Genomic DNA, 25,920 nt, shown 5'->3' with positions numbered 1-25,920 from the left:
AGAAAAAATAGAAAAAATAGCCGCTATATATTTTATAACGGCTATTTTTATGCCTGTTTAAACAATAAATAAAGAGAATATTTCTTACTATCATCAATCAGCGCGCCAAATAGTTGGTCATCTCTTCCACGCCATGTAAAGTCATCGGATACATCTTATTATCGAAGAGTTTTTTAATCTCAACGATGGTTTGCGTATACTGCCAATACGCAGGATTTTCCGGATTGAGCCAAGCGACCTTGTCAAAATGTGCCAGTACCCGTTTTAGCCATACGATGCCCGCCTCATTATTCATATATTCGACGCTACCGCCAACCGTCATCAGCTCATACGGCGACATCGACGCATCGCCGACAAATATCACCCGATACTCACGACCATAGGTATTGAGCAGCTCATAAGTCGGCATCGGCGCGCTGTGGCGGCGATTATTGTCTTTCCAAACATAATCATATAGACAGTTATGAAAGTAAAAAAACTCTAACGTTTTAAATTCATTTTTGGCCGCAGAAAACAATTTTTCCAATGCTTCGACGTGAACATCCATACTGCCACCAACATCAAATAGCATTAGTACCTTGACGCGGTTGCGGCGCTCAGCTTGCATATGAATATCGAGGACACCTTTTTTGGCGGTGCGCTTAATGGTTTCGTGAATATCTAGCTCATCGGCGCTGCCGGTACGGGCAAACTGACGCAAGTTACGCAGTGCCATCTGAATTTGGCGCGTCCCAAGCTGATTGTCATCATCGAGATTGCGGTATTTACGCTGCTCCCATACTTTCGCAGCGCTACGTTTACGCGACTCACCGCCAACGCGTACGCCTTCTGGATGGTCGCCATAAGCACCAAATGGTGAAGTACCGCCAGTGCCGACCCACTTACTACCGCCTTGATGACGCTCTTTTTGCTCTTTCAGACGTTCTTCAAGCGCTTTCATCAATTCTTCTAATGAGCCGTACTTTTTCAGCAAGCGCCGCTGCTCTTCGGTCAGATTTTTTGGATCAAGCTTGAGATCGAGCCATTCTTTAGGAATGTCCGTCAGCTTCGCTAGTAGCTCATCCATATCGAGACTATCAACACCCTCAAAATAATCTGCCATAGCGCGGTCAAATTTATCAAAATGGCGCTCATCTTTGACCATACAAAGGCGTATCAGTCGATACATATCTTCGCGACTGGTAAAAGTAGACAGTTCTGAATTTTCAGGATGCGGCTGCATCATTAGCCCTTGATCTAACGCCGCATTTAGGTCAAGCAGCTCACGCGTACTGACCGGCACGCCGTAAGTACGTAAAGTATAGAACAATTTGATAAACATAAAAGTCGCATCACTTATTGGCTGATATAGTTACGAATTACACCGCTTGATTATTTTAATTATGACAAACAATCCGACGCTTATCGACGCATCATGTTGGCAAAACGTTGCAACAAGCTCACATCGGCTTCGTTTTTCAGCAGCGCGCCATATAGTGGCGGAATAGACTTCTCACCACGCAAATTTTCTTCTAGCTCTGCTTGTGCCATATCATCAGCGAGCAATAACGTTAACCAATCGACCAATTCCGACGTTGATGGTGGTTTTTTGAGGCCTTGAATACTACGCAGCTTATAAAAAATATCGAGCGCATCATTGACGAGTTTTTCTTGGATATTAGGGAAATGCACTTCAATGATTTGGCGCATGGTATTTTCCTCAGGAAAATCGATATAATGGAAAAAGCAGCGACGTAAAAATGCATCCGGTAGCTCTTTTTCATTATTTGAGGTGATGATAACCACCGGACGCTGCTCGGCAGTGATGGTTTGGCCCGTCTCGTAGACGTAAAAAGACATTTTATCGAGCTCATGCAGCAAATCGTTTGGAAACTCAATATCGGCTTTATCAATTTCATCAATCAGTAACACACTGCGCTCGCTGCTAGTAAAGGCCTCCCACAGTTTGCCGGGCTTGATATAATTGCCAATCTCATAAACCTTATCATCACCCAGTTGCGAATCCCGTAGGCGCGATACCGCATCGTACTCATATAGTCCTTGCTCAGCTTTGGTGGTCGATTTGATATGCCACGTAATCAGCGGCATTCCCAAACTCTCCGCTACCTCTTCTGCTAATAATGTCTTCCCTGTGCCCGGCTCACCTTTAATCAGTAGCGGCTTTTGTAACGTCATCGCCGCATTAACAGCGAGCTGCAAATCGTCAGTGGCGATATAGTTTTGCGTGCCGGTAAAGCTCTTTTTCGTTTTATCAGTCGTGCTCATAATACATTCTCGGTTAATTAAATCGCAGTTATTGTTATCTGTTAAATATAGTAGAAAGCTTAGAGGAAATCGTTAGAAGTTACACAATCATTTAGATTAGCACAGCCCTATAGATTGCCAAAATACTCATGCGTTCGAATTGACCACCAAATATGATTTAAATTAATAACGATTTACTGTGTCTTATTCTAAAATTAGCTTTTCAGCGTCGATGGACAAATGGAATTACATAAAAAAAGACACGCAAGGTGTCTTTTATTTTGTAAAAATCTAAAGCAAAAAGCTATATGACTCATGCTTATTATTTGCGGTCTTTTTTTAAGCTAACCTCAGCTTTAGGCTTATTTAATTCAGTCTTAGTTATTTCAGGTTTAGGCGTCAATGCTGAATGATCAAACGACTCTGATAAACTAGCATCGTCTGCCAAGTAATTACCAGTAGTCAATTGAGCGGTCGCTTGCGCATCTTCTGCCGTTCGGCTACGCGCTTTATCCAAGCTTGATTCAAACGCACCGCGAATCAGTTGCCAAACAAAACCAACAAACAAGCCTACTACCAGTACCACCAAAATCGGCAACATATTCGTAATCGCGCCAGCAGTGTCTTTCATCATAATCGCATAAACGACACCAATACTTGCGGGAGCTATGACGCTGGGATCACCAAGAGCCGTACCCGGTGCTAATAACACAGCAAATAGCATCATCCAACTCATACCGCCGAGTGGGCGCGGCAAAATGCGAGCAACCAACAGCCAAAGTATCAAAACGATAATGACACCGCCAAGATATGCATACATAGGTAAGTCTGCGGGTGGCACGTCTTTTACCAGTTGCCCCCACCAAATCGTAATCTCACCAAGAGTGTCACTGATAGCGCCCATCGGTAAGCTGTCTATAATGCCTTTTAACCAATCCATGCGTGTTTCATTACCTGCGTTTATTACCGGTAGTACATAAGGCGTCTAACGGTATAGGGTAAGTTTTGTCAGACCAAAAGTACGACAAAATACATAATCGATATCTGAACTTGATTATATGTATTTAATAGTGGTTAGTTTATCATGACTTTCTACCAAAATGCATTAATGCTAAAAAACGCCCTAATCGTAGATATTGTCCTGTGCTTCACGGGCGCGCAGCTCAGCCTGACGGCGCATGACATCTTGTGGCGGTAATTGCACAAAATATCCTTGCGACTTTAATTTTGCCAGCACCTCTTCTTTATCGACGCGCGCAAGCGATGGCGTAGTTGCCAAGTCTAAATGCATGACAAACTTACTACGCCCTAAGCTGGCACGGAAATCTTTTGGTAGCACACCCAGCCAATCTTTAATTTCGTCGGTATCATCAGGATAATCAGGACGAGCAATGTAAACATACATATCATCGTGTTTGGGGAATTTATAAATATCGCAATGCATAAAAACAACCTATCAGAAACTATCGCTATAGATTAGCATATTTGACGCCATAATCCGTAGTCGCTTTACGTTCGGCTATGGTAAATCACAGTAAAATTAACCTTTATAATTACCCTTAGTACCTATTATTTATAAATAAATTTACCCGTTATTTTGTTAAAAGGTTCTTTTTCACAACATTATCGACTTTAATGAGGCAGATGGCTTGTAAAAACAGCCTGAACCTTTCATAATAAAAGCGTTTTTCAGGAGAGAGTCTTGAGCACAATATTGAGTGCGTTCATATTAATGAGCTTGCACTAATAATTGCGACATGACCACCGAAGGCGCATACACCCTGCCAATCGCTCAGGTAAAAGGACTGAAAAACATATGTCATGACTGTTTTATTGCTACTAAAATCGCATAGCATTCCAAAACATAAGGCATAACAAATCTGGAGAGCGGTAAGGACGGACGACGCCTTACTCACCGAAGGGGAGAAAATGCGGCATCATCGCGATTGCCTTTAAAGCTCATGCTTTGATAGACAAACAATGATGATTCGTGTTGAAAATCTCAGGTTACAGGACAGATAGGGCTTTTGCTTAAACCGACGTTCGGCGTCTGTTTGGCTAATTGTTCTATTTTTTTGTACGACCTTTGGTCGCAACGCTTGCGCCCTGCAAGATTGCTTCTCACTACTATGATAATGCACATCTGCCCTGCTACTTTGATATTTTATGACTGATTATCAAATGCTGCTGATGTTCCATAAGGATTTGTTATGACCGACACTCAAAGCACAAGTACTTCAGCCCCAAAGCGCACGCCCCTTTACCAGTCGCACCTTGATAGTGATGGCAAACTGGTCGATTTTTCTGGTTGGGAATTGCCCATCCATTATGGTTCACAAATTGAAGAGCACGAATCGGTGCGTACCGATGCTGGTATGTTTGACGTCTCGCATATGGTCGTTGCCGATATTAAAGGCCCTGATGCCAAAGCATGGCTACAAAAGCTACTCGCCAATGATGTCGATAAACTAAAAACCGTCGGTAAAGCGCTTTATTCTCCGATGCTCAATGAGCAAGGCGGTATCATTGACGATTTAATCGTTTATCTGATGAATGAAGACGCCACCGAATATCGTATCGTGTCAAACGCTGCCACTCGTGATAAAGACATGGCTCAGTTTCATAAAGTCGCCGAAGGTTTTGATGTTGCTTTAACGGAACGTGATGACTTGGCTATGCTCGCGGTCCAAGGACCGAATGCCGTTGCAAAATTGGCACAAACCAAACCTAACTGGGCAGATACCTTAGCGGGACTTAAACCTTTCGTTGGTGCCGATTTAACCGATATCGAAGGCACTGATTGGTTTGTAGCGCGTACTGGCTATACAGGCGAAGACGGTGTTGAAGTCATTATGCATGGCAGTGATGCTCCGGCCTTCTTTGAGCAATTAAAGGCCAATGGCGTCAAACCTGCTGGCCTTGGCGCACGTGATACCTTGCGTATGGAAGCTGGAATGAACCTTTATGGTCATGATATGGACGACAACGTTAGCCCTTACGAGTGCAACATGGGCTGGACGCTGGCATTAAAAAACGATCGTGACTTTGTTGGCCGTGAAGCGTTGGTGAGCAAACGTCAGCAGTCAAAAGACGACAACACGGCCATGAAGCAAGTTGGCTTACTGCTCACCACACGTGGTGTCCTGCGTGAAGGCATGACAGTGACCATCAATCAAGGCACTGATAATGAACAAACAGGTCTTATTACCAGTGGCACCTTCTCCCCCAGCCTAAAAAATTCGATTGCCATTGCTCGTGTTCCTGCGAGCTTATCTGACGGCGATAGCGTGCAGGTCGATTTGCGCGGTAAAGGTAAGTTCGTTGATGTGCGCGTCGTGAAGCTGCCCTTTGTCCGTAATGGCAAGCAGCAATTTGACTGATCTCCCTGATAAATTTTATTATTAGTTTCCCTTTTTTATTAACCATTCTCTATCATTTAGGAGAGAGACCATGAGCAACATCCCAGCAGAACTAAAATACATCGCCAGCCACGAGTGGCTACGCCTAGAAGACGACGGTACGATTACTGTTGGTATCACTGACCATGCTCAAGACCTACTCGGTGACGTGGTGTTTGTTGAATTGCCAGACGTGGGCGACATCATCGCGGTTGACGACGAAATTTCTGTGGTCGAATCAGTAAAAGCCGCTTCTGACGTTTATGCTCCTATCTCAGGTGAAGTAGTCGCCATCAACGAAGCGCTAGAAGACGATCCAGAAATCATCAACTCTGATCCGTATGGCGAAGGTTGGTTCTTTAAAATGAAGCCTGACAATATCGCTGACTATGAAGCTCTGATGACCGCTGATGAATACGAAAACGAGCTGTAATATTAGTTTAATACTCGTGTTTAAAAGTGGTATTTGATTAAAATATCGCTATTTTTAATGGTAATAATCACAACTCGATATAACAGATATTGGCATCAGCTGGTATCTGTGCGCTTTTTCTAAAATGCTTATCGCTCAATTTATTACTTGCAATCGCAAGCCCATTTATTTGTTTTACTTATTGGTCGCAAGTTTTTAGCAATGCGATTCAATAAATACATCTAGTCGAGCACTCAATCCCAGCATGGATTTTCATATGACCCTTGCCACTGACAACCAAGCAACTATTGCCACGCCCAATAATACTCCGCAGCTGCAAGCGTTTCGCGACGTGGTCGAATCGCGCCGATCTGTCCGTCGCTTTACCGACACCAAGATACCAGATGACGTATTAGCAGATTGTCTACGTTTGGCCATGCTTGCGCCAAACTCAAGCAACCTGCAGCCGTGGGAATTTTATGTGATTGATGATGCGGATAAGCGCAAACGCGCGGTAAAAAACTGCATGAATCAAAACGCGGCAAAAACCTCAGCACGCTTGATTGCGGTCGTGGCGCGTACCGATGTTTGGCACGACCATGCCAAGCAAATCTTACGCGAATATCCAGATACGCCAGTGCCAAAAAAGGTCAAAGATTACTATACCAAAGTCGTTGCTATGGATTTTTTGCGTGGTCCTGCTAACCTTATCTCAGCGGCTAAATGGGGCGCAACAAAATTGGTCAGACGCGTCAAAGGTCCGATTAAATCGCCTTATTATACCTTCGAAGATACCAAAAACTGGGCAACCAACAATACCGCGCTTGCGGCCGAAAACTTCATGCTTGCACTACGCGCGCACGGTTTTGATAGCTGTCCGATGGGCGGTTTTGATGAGCCTGCGATGAAGCGCTTATTAAATTTAAGCGACGATCACCATATCATTATGATGATTGGTGCTGGCGAGCGCGCTGATAATGGCATTTACAACAGCCAATTTCGCTTTGACCAAACTCAATTTGTCCATTACGTCTAAAACCGTAAGCCATCATTAATTTTTATTCGTTATTTTAGCCATCTCTTTTATCATCCCTTTTACCAAGGACTGTTATGACTATCTCGCAAAACCCAACGTTTGATACCTTTCAAGGTTTATTCAACGAAGCTGAATTTGTTTATCGTCATTTAGGCTCAAATGAAAGCAAGCAAGCCGACCTGCTAAGTGCCGTTGGCTACAAAGACATGGCCAGCTTTATCAATGATACTGTGCCTGAGCCTGTGCGCTTGCATAAAGAGCTAGATTTGCCTGTAGCGATGAGTGAGCATGCCGCGCTTGCCAAACTGCGCACTATGGCAGACGATATTACGGTCAACAAAAGCTATATTGGCCAAGGTTATTCGCCTGTGCGAATGCCAGCGGTGATTCAGCGTAACGTCCTAGAAAATCCAGGCTGGTACACCGCTTATACCCCTTATCAAGCGGAAATCGCCCAAGGTCGTTTAGAAGCGCTACTTAACTTCCAGCAAGTTTGTATTGACCTAACAGGTCTAGAAATGGCTGGTGCGTCATTACTTGACGAAGCAACGGCTGCGGCAGAAGCGATGGCCATGTCGAAGCGTGTGAGCAAAAGTAAATCAAACCAGTTTTTTGTGGATGAGCGTATCTATCCGCAAACACTAGACGTTATTAATACTCGTGCTAAGTACTTTGGCTGGGAAGTGATCGTTGGTGATTTTGAATTGGCTAAATCAGGCGATTACTTCGGTGCTATCTTCCAATACGTTGGTGTTGAAGGCGATGTAAAAGACTTAACCGACGTTATCGCTGCCGTTAAGAAAAACAAAACTTACGTCAGCGTCGTCAGTGATATCATGAGCTTGGTACTACTAAAATCGCCAGCCGATATGGGCGCCGATGTGGCATTGGGTAGCACCCAGCGTTTTGGTATCCCGATGGGCTTTGGTGGTCCACATGCTGCCTACTTTGCTTTCTCTGATAAAGCCAAACGTTCAGCACCTGGCCGTATTATTGGTGTCTCTAAAGACTCGCAGGGTAATACCGCCCTACGAATGGCATTACAAACTCGTGAGCAGCATATCCGCCGTGAAAAAGCCAACTCAAACATTTGTACCTCACAAGTATTGCTTGCCAATCTAGCCGGTATGTATGCCGTTTATCATGGCCCAAATGGCGTTAAACGAATTGCCACTCGTATCCATGCGTTTGCGACTGCCTTTGCTGATGTTATTAAAGGTGCTAACGACAGTAATTTAAAAGTCGTACACGATCAATTCTTTGATAGTGTCGTCGTTGATTGTGGTTCAGAAAAACTGGCAACTCAAATTTTTGAAAATGCCGACAATATTGGTTATAACTTATGGCGTCTTGGTGACACCAAATTGAGCATTGCCTTCAGTGAGACCAGCGATGCCCAAGACTTCAAGGTGTTAACACAGTTGTTCGTGAGTAAAGCCCATGACTTACCTAAAGAAGCGCGCGTTTCTCTTGATAGTGAGCACTTACGCACCGATGATATCTTGACCCATCCGGTATTTAACTCACATCATACCGAGCACGAAATGCTGCGCTACTTAAAGTCGCTAGAAGACAAAGATTTGGCGATGAACCGTAGCATGATTTCTCTTGGTAGCTGTACCATGAAATTAAATGCTACTAGCGAGATGTTGCCGATTACTTGGCCTGAATTTGCCAATGTGCATCCATTTGCGCCGCGCGGTCAAGTGACCGGTTATATCGCCATGATTGACAGCTTGCAAGAACAACTAAAAGCCATCACTGGATTTGATGAAGTCTCTATGCAGCCAAACTCTGGCGCTTCAGGTGAATATGCGGGTCTATTAGCCATCCGCCGCTATCATGAATCATTGGATGAGACTGAGCGTGATGTTTGCTTGATTCCAATGTCAGCGCACGGTACCAACCCTGCCACTGCCATGATGATGGGCATGCAAGTCGTCGTCATTAAAACTGATGATAACGGTAACGTAGACATCGATGATTTGACCGCTAAATGTGAAGAGCATAGCGCTCGTTTAGGCGCCTTGATGATTACCTATCCATCAACGCACGGCGTATTTGAAGAAGGCATCCGTCATATTTGTGATTTGATTCATAAGCATGGCGGCCAAGTCTATATGGATGGTGCCAATATGAATGCGCAGGTTGGTATGATGCAGCCTGCCGATGTCGGTGCTGACGTACTACATATGAACTTGCATAAAACCTTCTGTATCCCACATGGCGGCGGCGGTCCAGGTATGGGCCCTATCGGCATGAAAGCGCATTTAGCGCCATACATGGCTAACCATACCCTAAGCCCTGTGCATAATGCGCAAAAAGACTGCTCAGCGGTATCGGCAGCGCCTTATGGCTCTGCCAGCATTTTGCCAATCTCATGGATGTATATTGCCATGATGGGACGTGATGGCCTACTTAAAGCCACTGAGCTTGCGCTATTAAATGCCAACTATGTTGCCAGCCAGCTTAAAGACCACTATCCTGTGCTTTATACCGGTAAAAACGGTCGCGTCGCTCACGAATGTATCATCGATATTCGTCCATTGAAGGAAGAAACTGGCATCAGTGAAAGCGATATCGCTAAGCGCTTGATGGATTATGGTTTCCACTCGCCAACGATGAGTTTCCCAGTAGCAGGCACTTTGATGATTGAGCCAACTGAATCTGAGTCAAAAGAAGAATTGGACCGCTTTATCAGTGCGCTCAAATCTATCAAAGCGGAAGCGATGAAAGCCAAAGCTGGCGAAGAGGGTTGGACGTTAGAGGACAATCCATTGGTCAATGCACCGCATACCGCGGCGATGATCACCAGCGAAGAATGGGCGCATCCGTACAGCCGTGATACCGCCGCATTCCCACTGTCATACATCCGTGCCCATAAGTTCTGGCCGAGTGTGGCACGTGTCGATGACGCTTATGGAGATAAGAACCTTATGTGCTCTTGCCCAAGTATCGAAAACTATATGTAGCATCCGCTTTTGATACTTTATAAAAGATAAAAACAAACCTCCAAGTCAGCAGCTGATTTGGAGGTTTTTATTTTGCTTAAGGTATTTAGCGCTATACTATCCATATCATCAAGGTGTTAACCGTACGTTTTTAATGGGTGTCGATATGCAACAAAAAAACCGCGTTATTCTGATTCATGGTCTACATCAAACGCCTTGGATTATGCGTCCGCTGGCTAAACGCTTGCAAGCCGCAGGATTTGATACTCATCAATATGGTTATCGTAGCATGCGTGATAATATCAAAACCAATAGCGACCGTCTAAATAGCTGGCTAGAAAACCATCATCATCCTGACCAGCCAATCGATCTGGTCGGCCATAGTTTAGGCGGTTTGATTATTCGTGATTTTGTCGCTGAGTATCCAAAATGGCAGATTGGACGCTGCGTGACGCTAGGAACACCGCATTTAGGCAGTATTTGTGCAGATTATATTTGGCGTTTAACCCCTGCGGTAGTGGGACGCTCGTACATCGATGCGCTAGATGGAACCGTCGCCTCTTTACCGGAACATATTAGCTTAGGCGTGATTGCCGGTAATCGCCCCTACGGTTTGGGTCAGCTGTTTTTGCAGTATCACAATCGAAAGCTGCGTAAGTCAGATAACATACCATCGGAAGAACATCTGCTACACGATGGCACGGTATATATTGAAGAAACCAAAATAGATACCGCGACGGATCACATTATCTTACCAGTTTCGCATACAGGCATGTTGGTAAGTAAAGAAGTTGTCGAGCAGACGATTTATTTTTTGCAACATGGACAGTTTAAACGCTGAAAGCATTTAGATATTACAAACGCTAAACTTGACCCAATCTGATAGATTAGATTCTCTTAATTTTTTATACCCATACCTTGTTGTAATTCGGTTTTATGCTGCTCAATCACTGGAATCAAAGTTTGCATGACCCAGTCATTGCGCCAGCCTTTTAGTCCTTCTGGTAGCTCGCTGAGATCTTTATCAAATGCAATCACTTCATATAACTGCGCCAGCCATTTCTTACGCATCAATACATTGGCAGGCACGCCAATTTTTTTGGCTTGCTCATCAATTGCTTGTTGAACCGCTTTTGACAGTACTTTATTTTTTGAACGGTACGGCGGCAAGAGACAGTCTGGGTGCTCAGCAGGATGCAGGTTTTTTGCTTCTTTAATAACTTTGAGCAGCTCTTCACCATATAAGCGCAACATGCTACGGTGCATGGTGGTTTTGTGTGCAAGCTCGCGCATACTGTTTGGTTTTTCCGTAATAATCTCGCGCACTGCTTGTTTTTTAATCACAAAAGTACGCGGCTGATTGGTTGCCCGTGCCAATTCCTCGCGCCACGTGGCAACCGCTTGTAGTATCGCCATTTGCTCCGACGTATAACGATAATCTGCCATCGTTAGATACATCTCATCGTCAGCCATATGCTGAGCGTCATAAAGGTCACTGGCATAAAGCTGGCAGTCCGCCCAAACATATTCAAACAGACCCTGCTTTTTCAACTCATATTCAAGGCTCAAATAGAGCGCGGGCAAAAAGCGTACGTCATCAATTGCGTACTGCTCTTGCTCATCTGATAACGGACGTTGTAACCAATCAGATTGGCTTTGTTCTTTATCAATGTGCATATCTAGCTGATCATCAAGCGCTTGCTGGTAGCCCATCTGCAATTGACCCGTTAAATATGACAGCGCAATTTGCGTATCAAAAATATTGGTCAATGGCGGACAACCAGACAACAGATAAAAAATACCCAAATCTTCGCCGCAAGCATGCCAAATTGCCACGTCCACTTTAGCCAAAGCTTGCCAAAGCTCAGCCAGTTGCAATTGCGGCGCATCTATCAGATAGACATGACTGCCTGTGTTGAGCTGAACCAGTGCCAAGCGCGGATAGTAGGTATCACGCTTGATGAACTCAGTATCTAATGCTACTCGCCCGCAAGTCGCTAATGCATTGATAACTTCAGCCAAGTTATCTTGCTTACGCACCCAGGTAACAGCTGCTTCATCAGCGGTATCTAGCAGAGCATCAATGTCTGGCTCTGGTGGCAAATCTGCTGATTGTGTATTCATATGATCTAGTTGCTGGGCTAAATTGTCATCATGAGCAGCATTATTGAGAGTACTTAATTGGGTTGAGGAGGTTGAAGCGGTTGAAACATGGTTTGACACGGGCAGATACCTGCTTAAATAGAAGAGAATAAAACGCTAAACCGCGCCTTAACAATGAAAAAACGAAAACCATTATAACAATATCATAAAATCAGATGGACAAAATTTCGTTTTAAAAAAGCAGCGATAGTCCGTTCGAAATAAAACCGATACGTTACTAGTCATCTGCGGCTGGCATAAACCTTCCTTGATTGCTGCTATATCAAAAGATAGAAATATTATAAAAATGAGCGATTTTGCATTGCTTGACCAAGAGTCATACTATCAAGATATTCAAGTTCGCCGCCCATCGGAACGCCTTGTGCCAAACGCGTGATCTTGTTGACATGACGACTGACCGCTTCACTGATAAAGTGGGCGGTGGTTTGACCTTCGACCGTCGTACCAGTCGCTAAAATTAACTCTTCAACTGGCTCTTGCTTAACTCGCCAGACCAGCTGATCGATATTTAGGTCATCGGCACTGATGCCATCTATTGGCGATAAATGACCACCTAAGACGAAATAACGCCCACGATAACCTGCCGTTTGTTCAATAGCCATCACATCCGCTGCGGTTTCAACCACGCACAGCAAGCTATCATCGCGCCTCGGGTCTTGGCATAATGGACAAACAGACTCGTCGCTAAAACTATGGCAGCGCTGGCATTCAACAATCTCACGCATCGCCTCATCAAGCGCCTGCGCTAGCGCCATGCCTTGAGGGCGTTTTTTTGTGAGTAAATGCAGCGCCATACGTTGGGCGCTTTTTTGACCCACACCTGGCAAAATACGCAGCTGTTTGACCAGCTGATCAAATTTGGCTGTTAGCAAAGTAACTTCCTTTATTTAACTTAATTTATAAATCGTAGCTATAAAAATGGGGTCGTATCGTGTCGATAACAACCCCATTTTTGTGTTCAATAAGCAGTATTTAGTGTTTGAAAACCGTTATTTAGAACATACCTTGCATTCCAGGTGGTAAGCCCATTCCTGAGGTTGCACCAGCCATGGTTTCTTCATAAAGCTCATCCGCTTGACGAACTGCATCATTGATCGCAGCAGCGATTAAGTCTTCGATCATATCTGGCTCATCTTCCAATAAGCTTGGATCGATGGTCAAACGCTTAACCACGTGACGACCTGTCATGGTAACTTTTACCAGACCACTGCCCGCTTCGGCTTGTACTTCTTTAGTCGCCAACTCTTTTTTAGCGTTTTCAACGTTCGCTTCAACTTTCTTTTGCATCGTTTGTGCTTGTTGCATCAATGCTTGAATATTCATAGTTGCCTCTTTTGCTCTTTAATAATGAAAGATTGGTATTTTACTGATATAAAATGCTAACAGCGATTATACCGTTATCTTTACAAGCTGTCTAAACCACGTGCCAAATCTTTAATGATATCTTCTACATCTTCTAACCCAACCGACAAACGGATAAGGCCATCTTTAACACCTGCTTCAGCACGGGCTTCGGCGCTCAGGCGAAAATGAGTAGTGGTTGCTGGATGGGTAATCGTGGTTTTGGCATCGCCTAAATTATTGGTGATAGAGACCATTTGCGTTGAATCAATGACATGCCAAGCAGCTGCTTTCGCATCACGGCTAGGCGATGGTTTTACTTCAAAGCCCATGATAGCGCCATAGCCATCTTTCATATGATGTTGACGGGTCGCAAGCTCATGAGCGGGATGATCAGTTAATCCTGAAAAATGTACGGTACTGACACTGGGATGGTTGTCCAAAAACTCTGCCACTTGATTGGCAGTTTGACAATGGGCTTGCATACGTAATTTAAGCGTCTCAAGTCCTTTAGTGAAAACCCAAGCATTAAATGGGCTCATGCTGATACCGCCCGAACGTACTACAGTAAATGCCTCTTGCATGAGTTTATCGTTACCGACTAGCGCCCCGCCTAATACGCGACCTTGACCGTCTAAGTATTTAGTCGCAGAATGAATCACCACATCGGCGCCCAAATCGAGTGGACGTTGCAGTGCAGGCGTGGCAAAACAATTATCGACGACGAGTAAAATATCATTGGCTTTACACAACTTGCTTAAATAACCGATATCACAAATTTGTGCCAACGGATTGCTAGGGCTTTCACAATAAATTACCTTAGTATTTGGCTGAACAGCCTTCGTCCATGCCTCATTATCAAAGCAATCAACGTAGCTGACTTCAACGCCGAACTTTGCCATATAGTTATTAAATAAACCAATGGATGATCCAAATAATTGATTGGCTGCTAGCAGGTGATCGCCTGCTTTTAGATAAGCGAGGCACATGGTCAAAATCGCCCCCATGCCTGATGCCGTTGCCACCGCGCGCTCGCCATTTTCAAGCGCTGCCAAACGACGCTCAAAGGTGCGAACACTAGGATTGGTATGGCGCGAGTAAACGTTTCCAGTTTTGCTGCCATTAAAATGCGCTGCAGCATCCGCTGCAGATTCATAGACATAAGAGCTGGTGGTGAAAATAGCCTCTGAATGCTCGCCTTCATCGGTGCGATGCTGCCCTGCCCGCACAGCAATGGTTTGCATGCCATAACCAAGGTCTAAATTGAGCGCATCATTGCGCCAGTTGGGATCTAATTTATTCAAATTGTTATCATCATGCACTTGCGATTGACTCATAAATTTTCCATTGCCCAGGTTATTATTAAATAGACGGCTTATTTTTGATTATAAACATCATTCATTCGCGTTATCATAGCATGTCAACTTATTCCAAACAGCTGGTTTCAAAGGCATGCTAAATATTATTTTTGCATAGTATTTAGGGCGTGTCCTCAATTCAATCGATGGACATCTAAATGGGCTAAAAATGGCTAAGTTTTGTCAAACATCGTCAAATAGCTGGGTAATATCCCGATATTAACGGCGCTATTTTCCTTATTTGGCGGCAATTTATCTCATTTTTATTACCATTTTTAAAATGAGGATACGCCCTAGCACTTATTTACTATTAAACATTTTTTATTAAACAATTAATGTTAAGTAGTTGCTGTCAAATATTTATACCAAGACCCACTCACACATTTCTAACAACACAATGCAAAAAAATGCAAGAAAAAACGATGACTGAACGATTTTTAAATCATAGCCAGATAAGCCGCTGTAAGCCAAAAAAATAACGTATTTACAATAGGCACAAGTGATGACAGCTGCTAAGCTTAGCGGCGCTTTGAATATTGCTTTAAGCGAAACTGTTACGCGCTCTATAATCAGTGCTATCATCGGTAAAAACAGCAAGCAAACTCAAGCTCATCTTTAACAAGCCCTTTATTATATTTAGGTCCACTAAGGTCACCCATTTATGTCGATGTTCAGTATAGAACCCGTTAACTTATCGTTGAGCTTAACACTCGGACTCACCTTAGGTCTTAGTGGATGTCAGAGTTTGCCAAAGCAGCCACATTTACCTGAAAGCCAAGCTTTATCAGCCCGTATTGATGCCTTATATCGACAAGATAATCGCGAGCAAAATAACAGTCAGCGAGGCAATAGCCAAAAAGACAGTCTGAATACCCATTCAAAAACTGACCGCACTGATTTGGTAGCGGCTATCAGTGAACAAAACGACATCCATCCTGACTTATCAGGCTATCATCCGATTGTGACGGGTGCCAACGCTTTTGCTTCACGCAGTATCTTGACCGGCATGGCCACACGGAATATCGATGCGCAGTATTATATCTGGCACGACGATCAAGCCGGACAGCTCATGCTAAAAGACTTATGGGATGCCGCCGAGCGCGGTGTTATTGTCCGTTTGTTATTGGATGATTTTAATAATAACGCCAAATTCGACCAGCATTTATTACGTTTTGCCAGTCACCCTAATATCGCGGTACGCATCATCAACCCCTTAATGTATCGTAAATTTCAAACCTTGAACTACGTCACTGGACTACCGCGAATCAATCGGCGCATGCACAATAAAAGCATGACTTTTGATAAGCAAATCACCATTATTGGCGGGCGCAATATTGGTGATGAATACTTAAGCAACGATAAAAATAGCCAATTTGCAGATTTAGACGTTTTACTTATCGGCAAAGTCGTCGCCGACATTGATAATAGCTTTGCAAGTTATTGGTCAGCGCCAATTTCATTTGATATCGAAACCCTAGCGACCCTTGATAATGGCGAAACCGCTGATTTCTTAAAGGGTTTAGACAAACTAAGAGATGATGAGAAAGACAACAGTAAAAGCAGCTTAGACGTCTATAAAACCGCTATCGAAGACTCCTCTATTGATAACGACTTAATAAACAAGCGCGTGCCTTTTCGCTGGACGGACATGCAGTTTTTAAGTGATGACGTGGGCAAATTGACCAAAACCGTCCCAGCGGATACCAATTTGGTGCATCAGCTACGAACTTTGTTAGGTAGTCCAACCAAGCGTCTGACTATCATCTCATCTTATTTTGTCCCAACCAAAGACGGCGTTAATACGCTGGTCGAGTTGGCTAAAGCGGGGATTGACATCAAGATTCTGACCAACTCTTTTGATGCCACCGATGTGACCGCCGTACACTCCGGCTATAGTCAGTGGCGCCCGAGCTTATTGCGAGCTGGGGTAAAAATCTACGAGCTAAAATCAACTGCTTCTGAAGAAAAACGCGAAAATAAGCTTTGGAAAGCGCGCAGTCAATCGTCCACCAGCTTACATGCTAAAACCTTTGCCGTTGACGATTATCAAGTGTTTATCGGCTCATATAATGTCGATCCGCGCTCCGCCAATATTAATACCGAGATGGGCGTGATTATCAATGATGAAGAGCTGGCAAAACAATTGCATAGTGCGCTCAGCGATGAATTATTGGGTCAAGCCTATGAAGTTAAGTTGTTAGAAAATGGCAGTTTGCAGTGGTTGACCGAAGAAGATGGTAAAAAGGTCGTTTACGACTCAGAGCCGCGCGTCGATATTAGTGATCATGTTTGGCTGGCTATCATGTCATGGCTACCGATTGATTGGTTACTGTAAAGACAACACTTTTACATGACAAGTTTTATGCAATAAGTTTTATTTAGCCATTTTAACAAACCCTTCTCTTATGTGGATGCGTGATCTATTATGCCTTCTCGTTCTCGATATGCCCTGATGACTTCTAAGGATAGAAATGCCGTACTGTTCATCTGCTTTAGCAGCGCGGTCGCGTTTTTTGATTTTTTGATTTATTTGTATCTTGCCGATATCATAGCAGCCGCCTTTTTTCCTGCCAATACCAGCGCAGCGATGGCAAAAATACAAGGGCTTGGGCTGTTTGCGATCGGGTATTTGGCACGCCCTATTGGCGGCGTCATCTTTGGACGCTTTGGTGATATCAGTGGTCGAAAACCTATATTATTAATCAGTATTCTGGTGACCGCCGCAAGTTTGCTAGCGATGGCATGCTTGCCGACCTATGCACAATGGGGCATGGTTGCGCCCGCTTTATTTATCGTCTTACGTCTTATACAAGGAATGGCATTTGGGCTGTTTGCGCCCCTAGCGTGGGTTTTTGTTTCAGAGCATGTTCCGCGCCAATATTTGTCAGTTGCCTGTAGTTATGTGACTGCGAGTTTTTTTATTGGTGTCCTATTTTCCAACGCTTTTTTTCTTTGGCTAACCAATTCCATGACTACTGAGCAATTGGCTGTTTACGGTTGGCGGATACCATTTTTTATGGCGGCAATACTAAGCGTAGTGCCTCTATTGGCTTGGCGCTGGATAGATGAATCACCGTTTTTTATCTCCATGAAAAAGGCAAAGCCGCGCGATTATATTGCCAAACCCTTTATCCTACTCTTTAAACATTGTAAACATTCTATCTTTGTCGGCTTGGTTCTCACTTTTATCATAGCGAGCATTACCACTGTCATCATTCTATTACTACCCGATCTAATTGAGCTGCGATTTACCTTAGACAATGATTTATTTGGATTCTCGCACAGTTTAGGCATCGTGTTTATGATTTTTGGCTGCGTGTTTTATGGTCTCATATCCAACCATCAAAACTTTGGTAAAGTGTTGGCCATCGGCTCTATCTTATTGATTACGCAGATGTTTGCGTTCTTTTATCATCTGCAAGCAAGTGGCGATTATATTCTTATTATGTATGCGCTTTTGGGCTTTTGTGCGGGTATTGTGGGTATGGTTCCTGCCATCTTGGTGCAATTATTTCCAACCAATGTTCGCCTGACTGGCATGGCTTTTTGTTATAATGTTGCTTACGGTATTGTTGGGGTGTTGGTGCCTTTTGGGCTTGGTTACGCCACTTTATATATAAGTTTTTCGCCTGCGCTGTATATCACCTTTATCGGTTTTATCGGCATTATCATGGGGATTTATTTTTATAATTTGCCGGAATTTAAAAAAATTAATGAGGTCATTTAGGAAACGGCGGTTTAATTTGACAACTGTTTAATTTATCCTTGTTCTGCTTTCCCATTGATTTTCCTACTATTTAACCTATATAAATAGAGTAATAAAAAGGCGTCATGGAGACATAAATCATGGCGCTTTATCTATTATCATTTTAAACGCATTTTAAAAATGCAATTAAAAGTATTTATGCATAATAAAGAGGCTTTACTCTAATGGTTGATATGACCAACAAACGGCTTTCTGTTGCACCAATGATAGATTGGACAACGACAGATTACCGCTACTTTGCACGGCTGTTTAATCCGCACGTTTATCTTTATTCCGAGATGATTAGTACTGGTGCCCTGATACATGGTAATCGCGCGCGGCATCTGCGCTTTGATACGCTTGAGCATCCACTTGTGCTACAACTTGGCGGCGCAGACATTAGCGAGATGACTCAATGTGCTGAGTTTGCGCAGCAGCATGGCTATGATGAAGTCAATATTAACGTGGGGTGCCCTTCTGATCGCGTCCAGCATAATAAAATTGGCGCGTGCCTTATGGCAGAACCCAATACAGTTGCAGCGTTGGTCAAGCACATGCAAGCAGCAGTCGATATTCCGGTAACCGTGAAGCACCGTATTGGTATTGATGATTTTGACAGTTACGAGTTTATGGCAGATTTTGTGCAGACAGTGGCTACAGCTGGCTGTACACGTTTCATTGTCCATGCTCGTACGGCGTGGCTTCAGGGTTTGAGTCCCAAGCAAAATCGTGAAATACCGCCATTACGCTACGACGATGTTTATCGCCTTAAACAGGACTTTCCAACGCTTGATATCGAGATTAACGGCGGTATCGAGACGGTTGCTGATATTAAAGCGCATTTGCAGCATCTCGATGGCGTCATGATTGGACGGGCGTTTTATCATAACCCGTATTTACTGGCAGAAGCCAATAGCTTATGGGGTGAACCCATCCCTAAGCGCTCAGATATTTTAGCAAAATTGTATCCCTATTTAGAAGCACAAGTCGCTAAAGGTGAAGCGCTGCCAACGATGATGCGGCATTATCTAGGGTTGTTTCAAGGTTTGATGGGCGCTCGCAGGTGGCGACAGGCATTAAGCGGTAAGCCTCAGTTAACAATTGATGAGGTTAAACGAGCGGCGGCTGAAGTATTAGCATTAAATCCAGAGGCTTAAAAACAAGTAACCCACCTCGCATAAGATAACGGCTAATTGCTGCAAGTATTCGCCAATTAGCCGTTATTTTATACACAAGCATTTAAGCAACTTGCGCTAAATACTGTGCCATCGCCGCCCCATTATTAATAATATGTAGCAGCATCGGTAATACTAGCGAGCCTGATTTGATGCGAGCGTAGCAAAAGATCAATGCCAATACTACAATGGTACTGATTTCATAAATCCCATACTGCAAGTGAATCGCTGCAAATATTAAGCTGGTCACCAGACTTGCTACTATCGCCCCACGATGTCCTGAATAGGATGCATCTGGGAACTGCTCTGCAATAGCCGACCACAACAATCCGCGAAATATAAGCTCTTCATAGATTGGCGCAACGATAACCATCGCAAATACCAATAGCCATACTGAGCTGACAGACTGGTATAAAGGATCAACGAAGACCAATGGTGACTCATTAAGCAAATAGGTCAATGCCTGACTGCCAATCATAAATATAAGCAATAACCCTAGCATACCGATGGCTATCGCCCATGAAAATAGCTTCAGCGCCAGATACTGCCGTATACTCCCACCCCTTATACGAATCAATAAAATGCTGATCGCTACCAGTAACAAGCAGCCTATCATGATGGAAACACTGACTACGGTGCCGTCGTTACTGCCAAAAAAGAAAATATCACCCATGGTGGCGTTTTTAGTAGCAGGCAATACCAGTTTGCCAGCGATATAGACGCCTATCAATTGACTGATAAAAAACGTCACTACCATGCCAATGATCAATAGCAACGCACCCAAGCGCGAAAATAATGGCCTAGACTTCGGCGATTTTACCCCATGAGGCAAAGTAGTTGCATTTTTTAGCATAAAGACGTTACTCAAAAGGTGGAGCTAGCTGCCCACAGTTGCTCTGAAATCAACTATGAGTATTAGAAAAAATCTGCTTATTTTGGCAACTGCTGCTTAATAAGCTCAAGCACCTGACGTGCTACCGATTCTGGGTGCTCAAGCGGGAACATATGGCCGCCTGCGTGGGTTTCGTAATCGATATTAAGGCGCGATTTGATTTGCTGCGGAAAACGGCGCTTAAGAAAGATACTGTCTTTACCGATAATAAGGGTAACGGGCGGCTTTGGCCCATGGTTTGGGGCCAGCCAATACCATGACGGGTTGGTGCGAAAAACTTCGACTTCGCTCGCTTTAGGAATGGCTAATGTTACCTTTCCGTCCGCGCGCTCATGTAAACCATGCTCGATATAGCCTTGAAAACTACGCTCATCAAAATCTTTAAAAAAGCCTTTATGACGCAGCTTATCATACGCATCTTCGCGGCTATCCCAAACATCACGGCGATGCTTAGACACGCCCGCTGGTGACAGCTTATCCATCAAGCGATTATTCATGAGTGGTAATCTATCTGCGGTTTTTGCCAAATGCCATAGCAAACTGACTTTGCCATAAATCCACGGCGGATCCATCAGCACCGCTTGCGCAAAGATTTCTGGCGCACGGTATAACGCTTGCATGGTACACATGGCGCCAAGCGAATGGCCGATGCCTACCACTTGACTTACCCCATACTGCTCACAAGTGCGTTTAACACTATCGATAATCTGCTGCGTCAGACTCTGCCAATGATCATCTACTGGATAATCAGGCGTATTACCCAACATCGGAATATATTCAATGGTAAAAAATTCTGCAAGCGGTTCAAAAAATGGCGCGTAAACAGCACTGGGCATGCCATTGGCATGAGCAAAATGGATGACTGGCTTTTGGGTTATTTTAGATTTGGGCAATAATGCAAAGGTTTGCGAGTTAATGGCACTCATGACAAGCTCTCAGTAATTTAAATAGGGATTTAAATGATTATTTGAAATATTTATTATAATAGTCAAAACTTATATACAATTAAGGCTGAGCATAATCATACGCTCAGCCTTAACAATCATACACATTAAATCTAAAATATAAAGTGCTTAACGCATCTGCGCGTTACCAGCTTCTTGCGGCAACACATCAAGCTTGATGCTTGAACCGAGCCCTGCGCCCAGCTTCACCGCGAAGCGATCCATAAATAAGCTAAACGGATCGGTTGGCGTATAATTGACCACATTATCAAGCTTCAGCTTTTTCTCTAAAGTTGAAATACTACCCTTTTTGTCAGCTAAACCCAGCTCAATAGACTGCTCACCTGTCCAAAACAGGCCTGAGAACAGTTTGTTTTGTTCAGGATTTTTTAAACGATCGCCGCGGCCCTGTTTTACCGCATTGATAAAGTGCTTATGGGTATTATTAAGCACTTTTTCGACGTGCTGCTCTTCATAGGCAGTGAGCGGACGTGATAGGCTTAAGATATCTTTATACTCGCCCGCCGTTATGGTGCGGTCTTTGACGCCAAATTTATCCATTAAGCCTTCGATATTATAGCTTGGCATAATAACGCCAATCGAACCAACCAAACTTGATGGATTAACATAAATCTCATCCGCCGCCGACGCAATATAATAAGCGCCAGAAGCACCCATATCACCGATCACCGCATAGAGTTTTTTATCAGGATACTCTTGACGCAAATCCATCATCGTCTGCCAGATTTCATCAGACTGAACAGGCGAGCCGCCGGGCGAGTTAATATCGAGCACCACAGCTTTTGCATTGCTGTTTTCAAAAGCGCGAGTCAAGGCTTTATTGACGTCGTAAGCATTGGCGGCATCGCCGCTACTAATCGTCCCTTGGATTTCAACCACGGCCAGATGTGGCTTACTGGTATCCACACCTTCAAGTCCCGACGGTGATTTAGTGCTACAACCGCGGCCAATGGTCAAAAATATTAATAATATATAACCAAAAGTTAATAACTTAAAGAAAATACTCCAACGGCGGGCGCGGCGCTGCTCAACCACACTGGCTAATAACGTATTTTCAAGCAGTCGCCACTCTTGTCCGCTCGGCTGATTTGGCTGCTGCATCGGCGTTGGCTGATTTGCCGAGTTATCAGGACGTTTGTTAGGGTCTGGTGGCCAGTTGGGCATATAACTTCCTAAGTCAGAAATAATGTAAAACGATAAAAGAGAGAGTCTTTGAACTTAACAGAGCAACAACTTCATAGAACAACAATAAGTATTGTCAATTATATAAGTTCGTTTTATAGCACTTTGATAAAAGTTAAACAAGCTACTAAGTATGGTGCCATTTCTCTCATGGTTCAATAGCAGAACTGTGAAATAGCTTGATATCATAAGGTGGAGACTTTATAAGAACGAGGGATTTTATAAGAATAGCACTATTAAGGTAAAACCTAGGGTTAATCCTTAATATCAGTCTGAAAAGTTAAGACGACCTCTAGCGGCTTATTATCATAAGTGATTATCTCATGTATTTGTTGCTGACTTATTACGTCAGTAGATATTTGCGAGGTGCTGTTCCCGACCCATGTGCTGCTATTTATGACATTGATTAATGGATGGCTTAACGCATTGTTATTATTCGGTTCAATTGAACATAGCAGTGACCACATTTGCCAAACACGTGGGTGTGTATCGGCATTTAAAATCAGGCGTGATTGAGCATTTTTAGCTTGAAGAGTTGGCGACTGATTACTTGATGTGAGTGTTTGTACCTTTGCAGACAATGATCTGAGTGGATCAGCGGCATTATAATTCATGACTTAAATGGGCAAACGACTATCAACAGCAATCGTACAGTCCCAAACACTGGCATCGTTTATTTTACTCCAGCCCGTCACGGCTTGTAAGGTAAAATCACCATTAGCAAGTTGCCAGATTTTACCTTGTTCACAACGTTGGGCGCTAATAGTCGAATGAGTTTTGGCTTGAGTGATTGCTTGATAGGCTTGCTGAATCTCAGGCCAGCGCTCACTTCGTCCTGCTTGCCAATATTGAGCGGTTGGAAAACGTTGGCTTAACTGAGCCACTGTCATTGGTAGCAATTCAGAATCGTTTGGTTTAAAAATGTTTGGTTTGGAAATATTGGTCTGCAAAGGTTTATTATCGTTAGTCTTTAATGGCACTAATGAATCAGTCAATGCCGCGCTACTGCTTTGCACTATGATACCTTCTAAGCGCTTAATAGACATGCTATGCAATTGCTGCTCTAGGGTTAAGGAGAGTTTGTCTGCCGTCAGCGTACTTGGCATCGTTCGGACCCCATAAGGTCTGTGATCCGCTAAAAATAGCCAGCTAACGATTTTATTATTATTTTCATTATTTATCACGGGATATTGCAGCAAAGCCGCGCTTAGATATTGATCACCAGTTGGTAAAATATAGAGAGTTGGTATCGTAGTTAATGACTGCTGATTGGCATATATCGTCATCACTAGCAGTGTGAGCGGCGGCAATGCTAACCAACGACTGGTAAGCCCGCGAGGCAATAACCATGGCAGTATTGCCAATAATACTATCAGCAAAACAGCCATATTGACTGGCGTATAAAGCCATGCCCCTGAGAATATCGGTAATGCCGTTAGCCACGTGATAAGCTCGTGCAAATAAGCGACAATAGCAATCACTAACACCCAAACCGCATCTGCTAGCGCGGGCACAATAAGATAACAAAGCCCTGCTAATAAATTCAGCGGTACAATCACCCAGCCAAATAAGCCAATGGCAAATAGATTAACGATTAATCCTAGTAGTGATGCCTTGCCGAATAACAATAACGTAATGGGTAATAGGGCAATAAATAACCAAAACTGTAATTTAAATAGGCGTTTAAACCCTAACCATATTTGTTGAAGTATTTTCGCGTTTCTATTGTCATTAGAATTTCTATTGTCATTAGAATTAGTGGTGGTTAACCTTGCAAACTCTGTTTGACGCCATTGTACTGAAGTGTCTTCATATTTTAATAGTAACGCCACCGCTATAAAAGACAGCCAATAACCTGCCTGCCATAATACGTATGGGTCAAGCCATGCCATCAATATTGCAAGCGCCAACAATATCCGCATAGTACTCATAGGCAGCAGTGTCAGGCGTATCAAACCGATGGCTAATAGCATCCATGCAGTACGGGCAGCGGGCACATCAAAACCTGTAAATAACGCATAAATAAAAGCGGCGCTCATCATGACCCACCAACGAACTTGCCAGCGTGGCAAATGACGATAAAGAGAGGGGCAAAAACGATTAAGTAATAATACCGCCAATCCTGCTAACACAATTGCTAAAAATAAAACATGCGTCCCTGAGATAGCCAGTAAATGTGAAATACCGGCCAGCTGATATAAATCTTTTGTGTCACGATTGATTAAACTACGATCGCCTGTTAGTAAGCTTAAGGTGACCGCTTTTGCTTGCTGCTCTGCGCTGGTTTGCGTTGCCCAATTTTGATAAAAGTGCTGACGTAGTTGCCAACGTCCTTGGTCTATACGGGTGCGAAAACGTTGAAGATAAGAGCCATCGGCTTTAAATGCTACCACTGAGTCATCAAGCGCAGCGGCTGAGGTACTAGTCGCTAAGATATTGGCGACGCCATCAATATGTCGCCCTCGCAACCAACGATAGCTGTCAAACCCCGTTGGATTATTCAGTACTTGCTCAGAGTTGGTAAGCGGCGCCAGTGTCAAGGTCATAAATAATTTATCACCCGGCTGCAAACGATTTAAGTCGGTAATTTGTGCTTGCTTAGATAGTTTTTTAGATTGACTTTTAGAAAGCTTCTTTTTTGATTGCTTGGATGGTTTTTTTGGATACGCGTTGAGCAGTACGCGGTATTGTTTATTTTCAAAACCTTCGGAATCTTCGAAACTACCTTCATTTAAACTGTTCTTACTATTGCTTAGGCTATTATTAAGCTCTTTTCTATGATTCGCCGCATACTCGGCCGTAAGGTTATCTAATTCTTGCGACGTTAGTTCGGTTAACAACGGCGATAGTTGGCTGATGGTCGCTACTTGTCGATAGCCACTAGTACTTGCGATATCATAGACACTATCACTGATCCCTTCGATGCTCACCAACGCTTGAACGCGCAGTGGTTGTTTTACTTTGCTACTTTCTGCCTGTTGTTGACTTAATAAAGCGAGGAATCCACTACCAATAATCAGCGCTAACGCTAATATTATACCAAACCCAAAATATATAG

The 25,920-nt window shown here is 43.7% G+C and carries 21 protein-coding genes and 2 riboswitches; of the genes, 8 read left to right on the top strand and 13 right to left on the bottom strand.

The window, feature by feature from the left end; genetic code table 11:
- Positions 1-97: 97 nt before the first annotated feature.
- The 4 genes from B4K26_RS01960 to B4K26_RS01945 form a co-directional block, all read right to left on the bottom strand.
- On the bottom strand, positions 98-1,321 hold the full coding sequence (locus B4K26_RS01960; protein WP_296243207.1) for a vWA domain-containing protein: 1,224 nt from the start codon (positions 1,319-1,321) through the stop codon (positions 98-100).
- Between the two features lie 80 nt (positions 1,322-1,401).
- Positions 1,402-2,265, bottom strand: coding sequence for an AAA family ATPase (locus tag B4K26_RS01955; protein ID WP_296243206.1), 864 nt, complete (start codon positions 2,263-2,265; stop codon positions 1,402-1,404).
- Between the two features lie 301 nt (positions 2,266-2,566).
- Positions 2,567-3,184, bottom strand: coding sequence for a hypothetical protein (locus B4K26_RS01950; RefSeq protein ID WP_296243205.1), 618 nt, complete (start codon positions 3,182-3,184; stop codon positions 2,567-2,569).
- 183 nt (positions 3,185-3,367) lie between these two features.
- Positions 3,368-3,688, bottom strand: coding sequence for a YcgL domain-containing protein (locus tag B4K26_RS01945; protein WP_296243204.1), 321 nt, complete (start codon positions 3,686-3,688; stop codon positions 3,368-3,370).
- Between the two features lie 236 nt (positions 3,689-3,924).
- A riboswitch (glycine riboswitch) is annotated at positions 3,925-4,062 on the top strand.
- Positions 4,063-4,114: 52 nt separating this feature from the next.
- Positions 4,115-4,272, top strand: a riboswitch (glycine riboswitch).
- A 182-nt stretch (positions 4,273-4,454) separates the two neighbouring features.
- Here B4K26_RS01945 and gcvT point away from each other — a divergent pair.
- The 5 genes from gcvT (at position 4,455) to B4K26_RS01920 (ending at position 10,882) form a co-directional block, all read left to right on the top strand.
- Positions 4,455-5,624, top strand: coding sequence for a glycine cleavage system aminomethyltransferase GcvT (gcvT, locus tag B4K26_RS01940; RefSeq protein ID WP_296243203.1), 1,170 nt, complete (start codon positions 4,455-4,457; stop codon positions 5,622-5,624).
- 70 nt (positions 5,625-5,694) lie between these two features.
- Complete coding sequence (gene gcvH / locus B4K26_RS01935; protein ID WP_296243202.1) at positions 5,695-6,075, top strand: glycine cleavage system protein GcvH; 381 nt, start codon at positions 5,695-5,697, stop codon at positions 6,073-6,075.
- A gap of 256 nt (positions 6,076-6,331) precedes the next feature.
- Positions 6,332-7,090 carry a nitroreductase family protein gene (locus B4K26_RS01930; RefSeq protein ID WP_296243201.1) on the top strand — a complete coding sequence of 253 codons (759 nt, stop codon included), beginning with the start codon at positions 6,332-6,334 and terminating at the stop codon, positions 7,088-7,090.
- Between the two features lie 74 nt (positions 7,091-7,164).
- Entirely contained in the window at positions 7,165-10,062 is a 2,898-nt protein-coding gene (gcvP, locus tag B4K26_RS01925; protein WP_296243200.1) for an aminomethyl-transferring glycine dehydrogenase, read from the top strand.
- Positions 10,063-10,207: 145 nt separating this feature from the next.
- Positions 10,208-10,882 carry an esterase/lipase family protein gene (locus tag B4K26_RS01920; protein WP_296243199.1) on the top strand — a complete coding sequence of 225 codons (675 nt, stop codon included), beginning with the start codon at positions 10,208-10,210 and terminating at the stop codon, positions 10,880-10,882.
- A gap of 56 nt (positions 10,883-10,938) precedes the next feature.
- Here B4K26_RS01920 and B4K26_RS01915 read toward each other — a convergent pair whose 3' ends face one another.
- The 4 genes from B4K26_RS01915 to B4K26_RS01900 form a co-directional block, all read right to left on the bottom strand.
- Entirely contained in the window at positions 10,939-12,264 is a 1,326-nt protein-coding gene (locus tag B4K26_RS01915; RefSeq protein ID WP_296243198.1) for a ribonuclease D, read from the bottom strand.
- Between the two features lie 218 nt (positions 12,265-12,482).
- Positions 12,483-13,076 (bottom strand): recombination mediator RecR, encoded by a 594-nt coding sequence (gene recR / locus B4K26_RS01910; protein WP_296243197.1) that lies wholly within the window; start codon positions 13,074-13,076, stop codon positions 12,483-12,485.
- Positions 13,077-13,197: 121 nt separating this feature from the next.
- Complete coding sequence (locus B4K26_RS01905; RefSeq protein ID WP_296243196.1) at positions 13,198-13,527, bottom strand: YbaB/EbfC family nucleoid-associated protein; 330 nt, start codon at positions 13,525-13,527, stop codon at positions 13,198-13,200.
- A gap of 80 nt (positions 13,528-13,607) precedes the next feature.
- On the bottom strand, positions 13,608-14,882 hold the full coding sequence (locus B4K26_RS01900; RefSeq protein WP_296243195.1) for an O-succinylhomoserine sulfhydrylase: 1,275 nt from the start codon (positions 14,880-14,882) through the stop codon (positions 13,608-13,610).
- A gap of 682 nt (positions 14,883-15,564) precedes the next feature.
- Here B4K26_RS01900 and B4K26_RS01895 point away from each other — a divergent pair.
- The 3 genes from B4K26_RS01895 to dusA all read left to right on the top strand — a co-directional run bounded on the left by B4K26_RS01895 (position 15,565) and on the right by dusA (position 19,805).
- Positions 15,565-17,238, top strand: a complete 1,674-nt coding sequence (locus B4K26_RS01895) for a phospholipase D family protein (protein WP_296243194.1) — start codon at positions 15,565-15,567, stop codon at positions 17,236-17,238.
- A gap of 90 nt (positions 17,239-17,328) precedes the next feature.
- Positions 17,329-18,630, top strand: a complete 1,302-nt coding sequence (locus tag B4K26_RS01890; RefSeq protein ID WP_296243193.1) for an MFS transporter — start codon at positions 17,329-17,331, stop codon at positions 18,628-18,630.
- Between the two features lie 203 nt (positions 18,631-18,833).
- Positions 18,834-19,805: a tRNA dihydrouridine(20/20a) synthase DusA gene (gene dusA, locus B4K26_RS01885; protein WP_296243192.1), complete on the top strand. Its 972-nt coding sequence runs from the start codon at positions 18,834-18,836 to the stop codon at positions 19,803-19,805.
- Positions 19,806-19,887: 82 nt separating this feature from the next.
- Here dusA and B4K26_RS01880 read toward each other — a convergent pair whose 3' ends face one another.
- From B4K26_RS01880 to B4K26_RS01860, 5 genes are all read right to left on the bottom strand, one after another.
- A complete protein-coding gene (locus B4K26_RS01880) occupies positions 19,888-20,676 on the bottom strand; it encodes a CPBP family intramembrane glutamic endopeptidase (RefSeq protein WP_296243191.1) in 789 nt (262 codons plus the stop codon).
- 77 nt (positions 20,677-20,753) lie between these two features.
- Positions 20,754-21,641 carry an alpha/beta fold hydrolase gene (locus tag B4K26_RS01875; protein ID WP_296243190.1) on the bottom strand — a complete coding sequence of 296 codons (888 nt, stop codon included), beginning with the start codon at positions 21,639-21,641 and terminating at the stop codon, positions 20,754-20,756.
- Positions 21,642-21,788: 147 nt separating this feature from the next.
- A complete protein-coding gene (sppA, locus tag B4K26_RS01870; RefSeq protein ID WP_296243189.1) occupies positions 21,789-22,844 on the bottom strand; it encodes a signal peptide peptidase SppA in 1,056 nt (351 codons plus the stop codon).
- A gap of 272 nt (positions 22,845-23,116) precedes the next feature.
- On the bottom strand, positions 23,117-23,476 hold the full coding sequence (locus B4K26_RS01865; RefSeq protein ID WP_296243188.1) for a hypothetical protein: 360 nt from the start codon (positions 23,474-23,476) through the stop codon (positions 23,117-23,119).
- 3 nt (positions 23,477-23,479) lie between these two features.
- A partial coding sequence (locus B4K26_RS01860; protein WP_296243187.1) for a ComEC/Rec2 family competence protein occupies positions 23,480-25,920 on the bottom strand: 2,441 nt, incomplete at its 5' end.

The sequence above is a fragment of the Psychrobacter sp. UBA6766 genome, from assembly GCF_002453355.1.
Taxonomy (GTDB): Bacteria; Pseudomonadota; Gammaproteobacteria; order Pseudomonadales; family Moraxellaceae; genus Psychrobacter.
The sequence above is the reverse complement of the archived record's forward strand: the minus strand, read 5'-3'. Positions and strand labels throughout refer to the sequence as shown.